We start from the raw sequence: 13,354 nt of genomic DNA, 5'->3' as shown, positions 1-13,354 counted from the left end.
GTCGGGTTGCATGTAACGCATCGTATGACTGACTATCGTGACAATCAAAAAATTGTCATGGATACACTTCAAGATGGCTCGTCCCCGGTACAAATCGCTGGTAGATACCTTTGCAGCCGATATTCGCGCCGGACGTTTGCCGCCGGGTACGCGTTTGCCGACACATCGCCAACTTGCGGCCACTCATGGATTGGCCTTGGTCACCGCCAGCCGGGTGTATGCGGAGTTAGAAGCCATGGGACTGGTCAGCGGCGAGACCGGGCGCGGGACGTTCGTTCGGGAAACCTCACTGCCGCCCGGCCAAGGTATCGATCAACCGGACGTTACTGCGGGTGTGATCGACCTCAACTTCAACTATCCGGCCATGCCAGGGCAGGCCGACCTGTTGCGCAGTGCCTTACGCCAACTGGCGTTGTCCGGCGACCTGGAAGCGCATTTACGCTATCAGCCACATGCGGGCCGCGTGCATGAACGGGCTTCAATCGCCCGTCATCTGATCCATCGTGGCGTCACGGTTGATCCCGAGCAGATTCTGATCGTCAGTGGCGCCCAACACGGTTTGGCGATAAGCCTGATGGCATTGCTGAAACCTGGGGACGTGATCGCGGCAGATGCGTTGACCTATCCTGGCTTCAAGTTGCTGTGCAAGACATTGCACCTTGAAGTGCTGCCGATTCCTGTCACTGCTCAGGGGCCGGATCTCGAGGCCCTCGCCTCGCTCTGCCGCCGTCGTTCGGTGCGCGCCGTCTACACGATGCCTACGCTGCACAATCCGTTGGGTTGGGTGCTGCCCGCCGATCAGCGCGAGCGCTTGGTGGCGATCGCCCGCGCGCATGATCTGATGATCATTGAAGACGCGGCCTACGCGTTTCTGGCGCAGGATCCGCCGCCACCCATCATTGAGTTGGCGCCTGAAAGAACGTTTTACGTGTCCGGGTTTTCCAAGAACATCGCCACCGGCTTGCGCGTCGGCTTCGTCGCAGCCCCTGTGCATCGAGTGGACGCGTTGAAGCGCACGGTCAAGGCCACGACCTGGAACACACCCGGCGTCATGACCGCCATCACCTGCGCCTGGCTCGACGATGGCACGGTCGACGCGCTGGAGACGCAAAAGCGCGCGGACGCGCAGGCCCGGCAGGCGTTGGCTGACACGCTCCTGTCAGGGTTGCCGGTGGTGCGTCATCCCTCTTCGTACTTTCTGTGGCTGCCGTTGGCGGAAGATGCAAGGGCGGATCAAATCGCCCTGGAACTGATGCGCGAGCATGTGTCGGTCTCGACGGCCGAGCCGTTTTCGATCTCGGTTCATGTCCCTCATGCACTACGGCTGGCGCTTGGGTCGGTAAGCATGAGCGCCCTGGGTGAGGCGCTGAGCGCTGTAAAGCGGGTGGTGGGGGCGTATATCTGATCCCAGTTCACCCAGGTAAGAAAACGAGACACCACGTCGTCTACTCGACCGCCGAATGCGATATGAGGTCAGTTTGGACATGTGGCCATCAAACACGCTTGATTGCGTACATAAAAGCAAAAACAGCCAGGATCTTGAAAGTTGCCAAAAACCCTTTAAGTGCCAAAGAATACCACTCTGTTCCTTCAACACAGTCCATGCACTGCAGCGACGCAGGCGAGCTTCCTGACTTGTCGAACTCCAGTTCGCGGCAGTAGCCATAAAACATGAACGACCAGAGAAGCATGACCGCGCCCAATGCTTTGATCTTGTCTCTAGAGGAGTAGATGACCTCTGGCTCAAGAAGGTAAACCACGCCTGCCAAGACAAAAATCAACATGCCCACATAAGCCATTTTTTTTCGGCACCTCGGCGACGCCCGAAAATTGTTGAATACATCGAAAGGATGAAATGTACGGTCCCTCTGTAATCTATCTTCGAGGGAAACCAAATAGCCGGAGCAAAAAGCGAGCATCCCAATAATAAGAACAAGGATCATATGACGCCCCGCATTAGCAAAACTGGGCAGAATACCGATCTACCATTTCCCGATCAGGCTGTGGCTCTCACGACCTCAATACTAACACCGGTACTCGCCATCGGAATATGATGCGGCAGTGGTGTCAACGCCCCCTTCTCGCGCGATCTATCGCCCGGCTCGGGTGCTAAAATCCCTCGTCCCTGGACTCCGCCCGAGTGATGCACTCATGCTCCTGAATCTAGAAATCCGCAGCTATGAGTGTGAAAACCCTCATCACTCCCACGATCATGCTCAATTTGTCCTGCCGGTTCGTGGCCAGATGGAGATCGATGTAGACGGTCGCGGCGGGAGCATCGATCAGTCATTGGCCGCCGTGGTGAGGCCAGGCTCGGTGCACTCTCAGCTCAGCCGCGCAGACAGCTGTTTTCTGGTGCTGGACTGCGCGCCGGCTCTGCTGGAGACACTTCAGATGGAGCTTCTGGCTCGAAAGACGTACGTACCTATCTCCCCTGCGACACGGCGGCTGATCGAGTTCGCCGAGCTCATCGGCAACGAGCGACTAGCCTTGGACGCTCCACAGTTGAGCTCGCTGCTTCTCTCATCTCTCGGCCCTGACACCTACAGTTCCCCATCCGCCATCGAGCAACTGGTCGCTCGCTTGCGGGCTAACCCGGGGGCAAACTGGAGCAACGAGGTCATGGCCCAGGCTGCAAACATGAGCATGAGTCAAATGCACCAGCGATTTCGGCAAATGTTTGGAATGAGTCCTCAGGCCTGGTTGACGGGGTTACGCATCCAGGAAGCTCAGAGATGGCTGCGTGGCACTTCCTTGCCGATCGCCGAGATTGCCTTGCGTACAGGTTTTTCCGATCAGGCATCGCTGACTCGAACCATGCAACGTGTAAGCGCCGTCACTCCGGCGGTCTATCGCAAAGCGCAAAAGCATTCTGGGATAAAAATCCCGTAGTTACCGACAATACTCTCCTGGTTCGGCGCTTCAGACTTTCCCCGTTCAAGCTACGGAGCACGGGTGGAATGTTTACTGATCGATCGCTGTTGAAGGGTATTGTTTATGGTGTTTGCGCGGGACTGTGCTGGGGAGTGATTTTTCTTGGGCCACAGCTCACCCAAGGCTTGAGCGGCCTGCAATTCGCAGTGCTTCGATTTCTTTTTTACGGTGCGATTTCAGCTGTTCTGCTTATGTCCCGGTGGCGGCAGGTGTGCGCAAACCTTACTCGAGCCGATTGGAATTCACTCTTCTGGCTCAGCCTGATCGGGAATCTCGTTTACTACGCGCTGGTAGGTACCGGGGTGCAACTGGTGGGAATTGCGACGACGTCACTGATTGTCGGGCTCATCCCCGTGTTGCTGACCTTGGCAGGTCGGCACGACACCAATGCCGTCTCCCTGCGCAGACTCGCCCCCTCGCTGTGCTGCGCAATGGCCGGCGTTGTACTTATCAGTTGGCATGCACTGATCAATGGCGACACGCCTGAAACATCGACAGCCATCGCGGGTATTCTCTGCGCCACAGGTGCGTTGGTTGCGTGGACTTGGTTCGCCGTCCGCAATGCTCGGCGGCTGATTCAGCTCACCAGCATTTCCTCCAATGACTGGGCACTGCTGACCGGCATCATGACGGGCGCTCAGTCGTTGCTCCTGGCGGTGCCTGTGCTGGTTTTTCAGGCAGATGCCCATGGCAGTTCAGAATGGCTGCGTTTTTTTCTGGTGGCCTGTGGTGTAGCCCTTCTTTCCTCGGTTATCGGGGGCGCGTGCTGGAATCAGGCAAGTCGGCTTCTGCCGTTGGCACTTAGCGGGCAAGTGCTGGTGATCGAGACGCTGGCAGCGTTGGCTTTTGGATTTGTATGGGAGCATCGGTTACCCGATACGTACGAGATAGCGGCCATTACGTTGCTGGTCGCCGGGGTTGTCTGGTGTCTGAATTGCCATCGTGCTCCTCCTACACTTGCAAGCTGATCAAACCCGCACGTGAACATCGGCAACGGATGTGCTGATCTGCCGAACTGACGGCCAAGCGAATTCAATCACTGACCAATGGACTTCGCAGCGTTGACCAAGCCATCCAGCCAGTCCTGATGGCCATTGATCATCGGATTGGGTCTAGCTTGGGCAAGCTCTCGTGCAGGCTTACCTTTCTGAGTCTCCTGCGTGAAGATGCGCACGCGCCCGAGGGGCAGGTCCTCGATCAGCCAGGCATGGTGAACATCCAGACGTGTCTCGCCTTCACCCGCCCAACCATGCCAGGCAATCCGGCCAGGTTTGGTCGAGGTTGGCGGCACGTGCTCATTGCACAGCGCCTCTACGGGAAACCCGAACGTCTCGAAATAGAAGCGCACGCCATCAGCCAGATCAGGCCCAACGTGATCGTGAAAGCGCACGTTTGCAGAGTTCGCGTAGTACGAAGGCCACCGCTGGGCCTGACTCAACAGCGGCCACACCTGTGCAGCGCTCAAACCCGCAACGATCACTTCGTTGGAAACGAAGTTTTCAGTGAAGCCGGGCAAAAAGCCCTCGGGCCAGATGATTTCGTTCATGAAAGTCTCGGTAGCTGATGTAGGGAGTGCGCCATGATCGGTGTAAGCTTGAAATAACGCCAATCGCGATATTTTATCCAGCACATCATGAATACTGATATCAGACACCTGGACCTGAACTTGCTCCAGGCCCTCGACGCGCTGCTCGATGAGCGTAGCGTCACTCGTGCGGCCGATCGGCTGTCACTGACCCAACCCGCCGTCAGTGGCATGCTCAACAGGCTGCGGGAAAGCTTCAGCGATCCGCTCTTCGTACGCGCCCAGCGTGGCATCGTGCCGACAGTGCGAGCCGAGCAATTGGCGGCACCGGTCAAGCAACTGTTGGCTGACATTGAAGCCTTGCTGCAACCCCAGGGGTTCGATCCACTTAGTGCCAACTTGACGCTTAATCTGGCATCGACCGACTATGCGTTGCGCGCAGTCGTCGTGCCGTTCTTGCGTGCGCTGAGGGAACGGGCTCCGAACATCCGGGTTGCGGTTCAGCCCGTTGATGATAAGCAGCTTGCCTCCCAGATGGATCACGGTGATATCGATCTGGCGCTGGTCACACCCGCCACAACACCCGCAGGGCTACACGCTGCCCCGCTGTTCGATGAGCAATACGTCTGCGTCATGAGAACTGACCACCCCGACGCGCTGAGCGGCACCCTCTCACTGGATCGTTTTTGCGCTGTGGATCACGTATTGGTTTCGCCCTCCGGTGGAGGATTTCGAGGCGTGACAGACATTGCCCTCGAACGCATTGGCCGGACACGTCGAGTCATCTCATCGGTGACCAGCTTCTTGATTCTTCCGGAACTGCTGATGCAGAGCGACCTGATTGCCGTGGTCCCCCGGCGCCTGGTGCTGCATCAAAATGGTCTGTGCCTGATGAAACCCCCGGTCGAGATTCCCGGCTTCAGCAAGACGCTGGTCTGGCATGAAAGGACGCACCGCGATGCGGGACATCAGTGGATACGTTCACTTCTGCTCGAAACGATCGAGTTGCTTGACTGACAAGGGCATGAAAAAACGAAAGCCTGGCGCATGTCTGTTTGCTTGGACACCATCGCGGCCCTGAGCTCATCTAGGCAGTTGCGTAGATTTTTGAAGGGTGCCCGACTAGGCGGACACCCTCTCTGGCTGACTAGGCACTTGGGCTTATCGATATTTCGGGTGCGTGGCTGACTGGGAAGTTTACCGAACGGGCAATGAAGCACTTTTCATGAGCTACTTTGTGAAGCGTCTGAGCTTTTGCGATCTCAGACCCCGATTCCAGTACCACTTTCGGCCTCAGAATAACTGAGGTGAACTGACCGGCGCCGTTGCTCTCCTCGAGCATTGTTCCTTGAGCGTTGTCCTCGTAGGCCAACACAACGATACCGGCCTCGGCGCAAAGCCCAAGGTACCAAAGCTTGTGGCACGCAGATAAGGATGCCAAGAGCAATTCCTCGGGATTCCAGCGCGTGGGGTCTCCTCGAAAACTGGGATCGGACGACCCCTCAATGGGTGTTTTGCCGTTGGCTGCGATTACGTGCGCCCGGCTGTAACCCCGATAAGATGACGTTCCGGTCCCGTTGTTGCCGGCCCAAGTTACCTGGACTTCATACTCGTGCGTTTTATCTACCATTGATCCCTCCTGGGAACGTTTTCGAAAAGTCCGTCAAAGAACGGGCTCATTGAGTAAGCACCCATCGATGAGGTAGCGAGTCAGCGCAACCCAACGTTTGAGGTCGCCCGGCTATAGGCGATCTGTGGCACGTCGAGAAATGTCAGTGGGCAGAGGTTGGCACGAAACAGGGGCAGATTCGCCGCGAGCCGTGAGGTGCGCTTGTTGATATAGGCAAAGGGCTGCAGATAGGGCAAGTGCACCATCACGAAAAAGGATTGCTCGAACGGATCGGCAATCTGATTGGCCTTGCTCAGCACTTCGTCCAGTAACGGCTCAATGAGCCCGGGCGCAGACAGCGGCCGGTACACGCTTTTGCTGATATCTACCGCATGCTGACGAATCCGCCCTTCATCGGCTGGGTTGGGCAGCAGGTTTTCTGCCAGTGGCGCAATTGTGGCGCGATTTCGAGAATCGCGCCAATTTTTGGCGCGATTTATGGCGCAATCTGCAGAATCGCGCCAACCGTATTTGACATTGAAGGAAACAAACGCTGGCAACGTGTCCGGGAGCAATTTCCTTCAATACAGCCCCTTCCCATGATCTCTACCGTCAGTGCTCCCTCACCCGTATTGAAGGTGCCTGATGAGTATCGTCGTTTCCATGGCCGTGTTTGCGTTGGCGTCTTCCATAAGCCCCGGCCCGGTCAATCTGGTCTCCCTGAGCTGCGGTGCACACCACGGACTGCGGGCCGCCCTGCCCCACGTTACGGGGGCGACTCTGGGCTTCATCCTGCTGCTCGTGCTAATGGGCCTGGGACTGCATGAAGTGCTGAACCGCTGGCCGTGGTTGACGCAGCTGATTCGCATGGCTGGGGTGATATTCCTGCTGTACCTGGCCTACAGGCTGGCAAGCAGTGATGGGCGAGTGAACACGGCGCACGTGCAGACACGACCTTCCGCCTTCACCGGCGCACTGATGCAATGGCTCAACCCGAAAGCCTGGCTCGCGTGCCTTGCGGGCATGGGCGCATTCGTCGCCGACGGCGATGTGCGAATGGTGTGGATGTTCGCACTGATCTATCTGGTGATCTGCTGGCTATCGCTGGCCAGTTGGGCCTGGGCCGGTGCCTCGTTGCGCGACTACCTGAACAACACTGCCAGACTGCGCGGGTTCAATCGCGTCATGGCCGCGCTGCTCGGGGGCTGCGCGGTGTATCTATTGCTTGAGTAGGCACACCGCGATAGTGCCCTGGCGTCGTCGCCAAGGCGCGCTTGAACAGCCGCTGCAAGTGCGCTTGATCCGCAAAACCAACGCGCGCCGCGACTTGGGCGATGTCTTCACCCTGGCGCAGGCCATCGCGGGCCAGCTTGAGGCGGCAATCAATCAAGTACCCATGAGGCGTAAGCCCATGGCACGCTTTGAAAGCACGGATCAGATAGGAAGGTGAAAGCTGTACGGCCGACGCTATATCCTCCAGCCGCAACGCATCAGCGCAATGCTCACGAATGAATTTCGCTGCCTGGGCCATTTTGTGCGGTTCACTTTTGGCGTCATCGCTGACCGGCTGCAACCGCGCCACCAGTCGCTGGAAGAACCCCAGCGTTGCACTCTGCATGGTATTTGGCGGGCAGTCGCTGGCAGTGAGCGTGCGGTACAGATCGTCCAGCTCGTCAAACAGACTGACGTCGGCGCTATAGGTCTGCGCAAAAGGCACGAAGCCCTTGTGCTTGCCAGGACTGTGCTGCTGTTGCAGATCCGCGAGCCACTGGGCATCCACGTAGAACATGCGGTATGCCCAAGGCTGGTCATGTATGGGGTTGCACGCATGCACCACGCCGGGATTCATGAGCACCACGCTGCCGGCACTGATCAGACGGCTACTGTCGCCGTTCAGGTAAGTGCTCTGCCCCTGCATGATCGCGCCAATGGAGAACGTCGAATGAGAGTGGCGCGCGTGGCTGAACGTGCGGCCGTCCTCGACGTTGCGGATTTCCAGGTGAGCGAGTGCTGGATGACGCCAGTAGTGAGACATAGGTCCTTCCATCCCGTGGGGCTGGCATGCGGAAAGGGGCAGCTTCGCCATTGGACACGATCGAGCTTGATCCTGAGCTTATACCGGCGGCCCGCTGTCGGCCAACAAGTGACGGGGAGCAATGAATAAGTAGCTGTGTTTAGCAGACGTATTCTTTGTTAATGCGTGACCAGCACGCCGTTGACGCTGGCATAGAAGAGATTGGCAAGTGAAAACAGAACGTGTTTTGCCGCAAAATGCCTGCGTAATTCAACTGGGCATCAATGCAATTTTTGCGATCCTTCAACTGCCAAACCGCAAGACTTGATGTTAATGCCTTTGGAGCTGCTGGTTTCCGCTAAAGCCCCATGGTTCATATTTCCGTAGGCCAGTCGATATTCAATGCGTGCGCCGTCGCGGGCCCCACGACGCCGTCGGAGACCAAGCGGTGAGTTTTTTGAAACGCGATCACTGCAGCAACGGTATGCGGCCCGTACTGGGAATCGATTGTGCCTGGGTCGAGGCCGAGCCTCTTGAGGCTCTCCTGGATTTTCCTGACCTTAGGATTTTTGACATTTGGATCTTCTAAACGAATGACATACGGTTGTGGCTTGAGTCGTAAGGCGCGTGTATCGCTACTGTACTCGATGTCGGGAATTCGGCAGAAATAGTCCCAGACCCGGCCACTGACATTGCCAGAGCGCACCCCAAGGTTTATGCCGGCGGCTTCCATGGTCCTGCCGACACCATCACTCATTGCGATGTGTCCCATCTGCCCGGCCAATGGCGGTTTTCGGATTAGAACCACCCCAGCGGTGAGCATCGCATCGCGCTCGTCACTAGGTAGCAGCGTGCCGTTCTTCGCATCGGTAACCCAAGCCCCTGAGTAGGCTTCGGTGGTGGCCGGGTTGCCACGGTCATTCACGCAACCATAAAGCTTGTTGGTCTTCTGGTAAACGACCCATGAAATGAACTCGGCGCAATCCCAAGGACCACTCCAGTTGGGGTTATCCTTGGGTACCAGTACGTTTACGTACTTCTGGCCCTCCTTGCTTTTAGCGAGTTCATAGAGTTCTAGTCCGGTCGTCATGCCAGCCGCTCCGTTCGTTTACCTAGTGTTATTGATCCGAGCTTCAATAGCTCGGTTAGATCCAGCTTATACCTAGCCTCTTGGTCAATTACCGGGCAGTCGTGACAAGAGCTTGTCAGCTCGCTCAGAAGTGAGAGGTCCGACGGAGCGTACTGATTCGGCAAACGCCTTGATAGCCTTCGAGTCATTCTGAAGCGTATTCCTATTCAGGTGACTTAGCACAACCAGTGTATTGTAAACGCCATTTTCATTACCCTTGTGACCGTCTGCATAATCGAGCAGTGCCGCGGGAAAGTCTGGACTGTCGGCATACTGAGCCATGATTTGTTGGTAGGCGTCTCCTCGCGCGCGCGCCTTGGATGAAAATAGCTCTTGGATGGATACATTCATGTCCGCCGGCGGATCCGAGTGATTGCTCACAGGCGCGTTCGTGCGCAAGTCCAAGCCGGTCGCGTTCAGATCTTGCCTGATCTCCGTGATCTGCGGGTTGGCTGCGAGGATAGGTGTACTCAGCTTGTCAGCGATTTTGTCCAGTGAAATGCTGGTTTTGGCAAGGTCGCTGCGAAACTTCTGATTCTCCTTCTCCAAACTACTATTCTCCATCGCCAGATCCGCTTTCTTCTGCTCAAGCAGCGTCACTTCACCGTCTAGTTTCGCTCGAGCAGCTTGAATCTCGGACATTCTAATATTCGCTCTTTCTGCCTTGACCTCGGCTAATTGAAATCCTGCAATGGCGGCCATCACACCCCCAACACCCAGTATCATTGAACCGAATAATTTCACGGACTCAACAATTGGCGTTGTCCGTGTGAGTATTTTTATTTCGGCCACGGTTTTTTCATTTTGAGACTTCAGCAGCTCAAGCTCATACCTTTCTTTTTCAAGTTGCATGCTGCATCCCTCTTATCTTGAACTTGCAACGCCAGCCGCTCAGGGCAGCACTGTGGATTACGCTGGCCTGAGCACGGTCATTGCGATGACTGCAAGAGCCCTGAAAAGCTAGGCGTGCCCTTGGCTTGAAAATCCAACCTGTCACCGACGGCCATACAATCATTGAAGAACTCAACAAATTTATCGATGTGGTTGCCCGTTCCAGTGGGGTAGCACAGCATCTTCCATTTGTTTTTATCCCCACGATCCAATCTGATAGACCCAGCGTTATAGGCGGCGGCAACCTTCGGCGGATCAAAATGAGTAGTGCCTCGTTGCGAGGCAATATAGGCAGTGCCAGCCTCAATCGAGAGGTCTGGCCGAAGAAGGTTTTCACCATTGATGTCATGCTGCCCCAACACGCTTCGGGCTGTTCGTACCAGCGTTTGCATCAGGCCAACGCTTTCGTCATTAATTTTGGCCTCGATCAGCCTAGCGTTGGGGTTGCCGGCGCTTTCAACGGCAATAGTTGCCACGATCAATTCAACCGGCACACCGTACTGTTTCGAGTATTTGGAGCAGATATCTCCGTAGCGACTCCAGATCGATTTAATGGTACTGGGCTCACCCATGGTTCCATTGGGTTCAACACTGTCGATCCATATGCCGCCAACTCCCATTCTCCAACAAACACCCGCATCGGAAAAAGAATGGTTGGTCGTTAGCTCAGTCAGCACCTCTGACAGAAGATTGTGAGGTGCAGGCGTAGCAGGCGACGCTACCTCTCTCTGATCTTCCGTACTTGGAAGCGAAATAATTCCTTGCGGTTGTGCAGACTCTGCTTGCGCATGACCTAAAGCAGCCCTACCTAATTGAGCGCCTAGATCCTTTATTACTCCAGCTATGCTTTCTGATTTGTCCTGAGACCCTTGACTACTACCCCAGTAAAAGCTTACTACATTTGCAGCGATACCGTTTACAAAACCAACAATAGTTCCAACCACCCCAAAAACAGCCACTACGATATTTTGTGATTGAGTAGGTATTTTATCGGAAAAGAATATCATTAACAGCGAGCCTACCACCACAACCATCAAACTGACCAAGGCAATGACAACCAGCGACATTCCCGAGGTGAATACTCTGTTAGTGAGACCGCTTTCAAATTGAAATTTTCTCGAGCTTTTTTTATCTTCAAGTTCAATCTCCGCGAATTTCAAGCCCGACTCTAGCTCATATCGTTTTAAATCGCTTTCAGCCTTTTTCAGGTCAATGAGGATCTGCGGGTTCGCATTGTGCTTGTCGATAGCCAATACGATATTCTCAGGTGTCGCAATGCTGACTGACCTCGCCGCCCGTCTGGCATCGCGTGGTTCTCTATCATCTGAATTGTCGGGCAGATACTCTTTTAGTGCGCTTGATGCAACGGCTGCAGCTATCAAGTTAAAAGGGGGAGGCAACGAGAGGGCCGCGAGCAGCGTAGGGGCGGCGCTTTGAATGATCGCCTTGACAGACGACGAAATTTGCATGATCGGCTTCCTGTGGAGAGCGGTGGCACCCACAGGAAAAGCACAATGCTCCTCAGGTTTAGCCTTAGACTATAGGTCAACTTTTGATGTGCGGGGTTTTTTATCCGCTTTTTTCCAGTATCGCCTCACACACCCAAGGCAGAGATGACGCTCCACCGCTGAAATGCGGCATCCCACTGAAGTAATGGGTGCCTCGCAACTGTAATGTCCATCATCCTGATTCGGTCAAGCCCATCACATCATGTCTTTCGCGACCGACGAACACGCAGAATCAAACAGTCTCGTTAGAGGGTGACTTTCAGGGGCGCGGCTATTGGCAAGGAGCGCTTCCAAGGCAGTGCTGTGCTGATCCTCATCTGTGTAGAGAAGTAGCTGCGGCACACCTGATACTCTCGTCTGATTTACCAGCATGAGATCCATGATCTCTCAAGCAATCCTTTGGGCAAGGCTAGTCGATCGTTACTTGACAAAAAGAAGCCAGAGCTCACCGCTTGGTATAAGCCTGCCAACAACTTCATTTTTCCGTGGTAAAGACCAGGCCTTCTACACCCTTTGCGAAATCGATAGACACGATATCAAATATAAACTCTCGCTTGATTTTGTATTTCACCCCACCGACATCTTGATAAGTTATCGTGCACACCAACAATGGAAAATCAGCTAACAACTCCGCTTTGCCAATCCGCACTGCGCCGATCACGTAAGGTTCCCAGAGCATGACATAGGCTGGTGGAATATCGATTGATAGCGGTTGATCATCTACCGACGCTGGCAAAGCAAAGTCCAATTTTTTGACTTTCTGGTTTCTCCAGAGCGAAATGGAAACTGCCGCATGCTTCCCCTTAGACGAAACCATACCATGCTCGTAGCTGTAGTGATTGAGATCAGCCCCTGCGGCAGCCAAAGCGTTTATTTTTTCGAGTGCCAAAGGAATTGGGAACGACCAGCTTAATTCTATGTTTTTCGCCGAGCCAAGACCGATATTGTAGGCATCCACTGAGATCTTCTCTGCGGTCATCATGCCATGCGGATCAGCTCCAGCTTGACGTGTAGAGTCGAACCTGGTCCGAACAAAAATTATCTCCGGACGGTAGGAAGACTTTCTATTTTCAGAAACCTGCAATACCGTAAAAAGGGTAGCAAGTGCAGACACCGCCGCTGCAACGCTTGAAGATACGGCAATCAGCTGATCAGTGCTCAGTCCAAACAACATCACACACCTTCGAAATGATTTATCTTTTCGCTGTAGGGAAGTTTATTTTTTAATACTTCACGGCCCGCAGCAATACGCCACCCGCCATCGTAGACGATGACCATTTGTATGAATTCCGTGCCGCTTCAGCGTTCCGGGGGTCGGCTTTGGCACTATAGCGCGGCGACCTACGCTATTCCCGTAAAAATTGCTAAGTGCGCGCTCACTGCGGCTTTGATGACCAGTGAGTATCGATGATGATGCCGTCGCGCCTGACGCTGGAATGCCAACAATTGATAGTGATTTGCAGCGACCCACCCACAGGCGCTACCTTCACTATCGACTGGACGATCAAATCTGGATTCCACTGCGACTATCCGCTTCTGTGAGCTCTCGCCTACCGAATGTTCCAGGTGCCAAAGGTTGGGCAGCATGCGTCGATGTCCAGCACACCACGTGTCAGTCATGCGAAGGCTGGCGAACAGCAGCGTTGGGCCGATAGCTGCGAACCCGTTAAAGCGAACGCTTCTTACGTCTCGAGCCACCGTCTGGCTCGACCGTCAGGAAGCAGAGAGGTATGGAAAATTGCTC

At 55.0% G+C, this 13,354-nt stretch carries 14 protein-coding genes; 5 read left to right on the top strand and 9 right to left on the bottom strand.

Going from position 1 to position 13,354, the window contains the following annotated elements; translation table 11 throughout:
* Window positions 1-73 precede the first annotated feature (73 nt).
* Window positions 74-1,405 (top strand): aminotransferase-like domain-containing protein, encoded by a 1,332-nt coding sequence (locus IFT98_RS06055; protein ID WP_192047904.1) that lies wholly within the window; start codon window positions 74-76, stop codon window positions 1,403-1,405.
* An 88-nt stretch (window positions 1,406-1,493) separates the two neighbouring features.
* Here the strand turns inward: IFT98_RS06055 and IFT98_RS06050 are convergent, their stop codons facing one another.
* Entirely contained in the window at window positions 1,494-1,799 is a 306-nt protein-coding gene (locus IFT98_RS06050; protein WP_192047751.1) for a hypothetical protein, read from the bottom strand.
* 352 nt (window positions 1,800-2,151) lie between these two features.
* Between IFT98_RS06050 and IFT98_RS06045 the strand changes: the two genes are divergently transcribed.
* Together IFT98_RS06045 and IFT98_RS06040 are read left to right on the top strand one after the other, a co-directional pair.
* A complete protein-coding gene (locus IFT98_RS06045; protein ID WP_192047750.1) occupies window positions 2,152-2,892 on the top strand; it encodes an AraC family transcriptional regulator in 741 nt (246 codons plus the stop codon).
* Window positions 2,893-2,960: 68 nt separating this feature from the next.
* Complete coding sequence (locus IFT98_RS06040; RefSeq protein WP_192047749.1) at window positions 2,961-3,902, top strand: DMT family transporter; 942 nt, start codon at window positions 2,961-2,963, stop codon at window positions 3,900-3,902.
* A 68-nt stretch (window positions 3,903-3,970) separates the two neighbouring features.
* On the opposite strand, the gene IFT98_RS06035 is transcribed toward IFT98_RS06040, so the two are convergent.
* Entirely contained in the window at window positions 3,971-4,480 is a 510-nt protein-coding gene (locus tag IFT98_RS06035; RefSeq protein WP_192047748.1) for an SRPBCC domain-containing protein, read from the bottom strand.
* An 87-nt stretch (window positions 4,481-4,567) separates the two neighbouring features.
* Here IFT98_RS06035 and IFT98_RS06030 point away from each other — a divergent pair, with 87 nt between their 5' ends.
* On the top strand, window positions 4,568-5,476 hold the full coding sequence (locus IFT98_RS06030) for a LysR family transcriptional regulator (protein WP_192047747.1): 909 nt from the start codon (window positions 4,568-4,570) through the stop codon (window positions 5,474-5,476).
* A gap of 130 nt (window positions 5,477-5,606) precedes the next feature.
* Here IFT98_RS06030 and IFT98_RS06025 read toward each other — a convergent pair whose 3' ends face one another.
* Window positions 5,607-6,089 (bottom strand): OsmC family protein, encoded by a 483-nt coding sequence (locus tag IFT98_RS06025; protein ID WP_122476198.1) that lies wholly within the window; start codon window positions 6,087-6,089, stop codon window positions 5,607-5,609.
* A gap of 80 nt (window positions 6,090-6,169) precedes the next feature.
* On the bottom strand, window positions 6,170-6,643 hold the full coding sequence (locus IFT98_RS06020) for a Fic family protein (RefSeq protein ID WP_244650877.1): 474 nt from the start codon (window positions 6,641-6,643) through the stop codon (window positions 6,170-6,172).
* A 70-nt stretch (window positions 6,644-6,713) separates the two neighbouring features.
* Between IFT98_RS06020 and IFT98_RS06015 the strand changes: the two genes are divergently transcribed.
* Window positions 6,714-7,301 carry a LysE family translocator gene (locus IFT98_RS06015; protein ID WP_192047746.1) on the top strand — a complete coding sequence of 196 codons (588 nt, stop codon included), beginning with the start codon at window positions 6,714-6,716 and terminating at the stop codon, window positions 7,299-7,301.
* Here IFT98_RS06015 and IFT98_RS06010 read toward each other — a convergent pair.
* The 5 genes from IFT98_RS06010 to IFT98_RS05990 form a co-directional block, all read right to left on the bottom strand.
* Window positions 7,252-8,154 carry an AraC family transcriptional regulator gene (locus IFT98_RS06010; RefSeq protein ID WP_244650875.1) on the bottom strand — a complete coding sequence of 301 codons (903 nt, stop codon included), beginning with the start codon at window positions 8,152-8,154 and terminating at the stop codon, window positions 7,252-7,254. The genes IFT98_RS06015 and IFT98_RS06010 overlap by 50 nt on opposite strands.
* 301 nt (window positions 8,155-8,455) lie before the next feature.
* Window positions 8,456-9,172, bottom strand: a complete 717-nt coding sequence (locus IFT98_RS06005) for a peptidoglycan-binding domain-containing protein (protein ID WP_192047745.1) — start codon at window positions 9,170-9,172, stop codon at window positions 8,456-8,458.
* A gap of 84 nt (window positions 9,173-9,256) precedes the next feature.
* Window positions 9,257-10,063, bottom strand: a complete 807-nt coding sequence (locus IFT98_RS06000) for a hypothetical protein (RefSeq protein WP_192047744.1) — start codon at window positions 10,061-10,063, stop codon at window positions 9,257-9,259.
* A 77-nt stretch (window positions 10,064-10,140) separates the two neighbouring features.
* Window positions 10,141-11,571 (bottom strand): lytic transglycosylase domain-containing protein, encoded by a 1,431-nt coding sequence (locus tag IFT98_RS05995; RefSeq protein ID WP_192047743.1) that lies wholly within the window; start codon window positions 11,569-11,571, stop codon window positions 10,141-10,143.
* Window positions 11,572-12,085: 514 nt separating this feature from the next.
* The gene (locus IFT98_RS05990; RefSeq protein ID WP_192047742.1) at window positions 12,086-12,784 is read right to left on the bottom strand and encodes a hypothetical protein; all 699 of its coding nucleotides are present in this window, start codon (window positions 12,782-12,784) and stop codon (window positions 12,086-12,088) included.
* Window positions 12,785-13,354: the final 570 nt, after the last annotated feature.

The sequence above is a fragment of the Pseudomonas sp. CFBP 8770 genome, assembly GCF_014841705.1.
Taxonomy (GTDB): domain Bacteria; phylum Pseudomonadota; class Gammaproteobacteria; order Pseudomonadales; family Pseudomonadaceae; genus Aquipseudomonas.
This window is presented reverse-complemented; position numbering and strand designations above follow the sequence as displayed.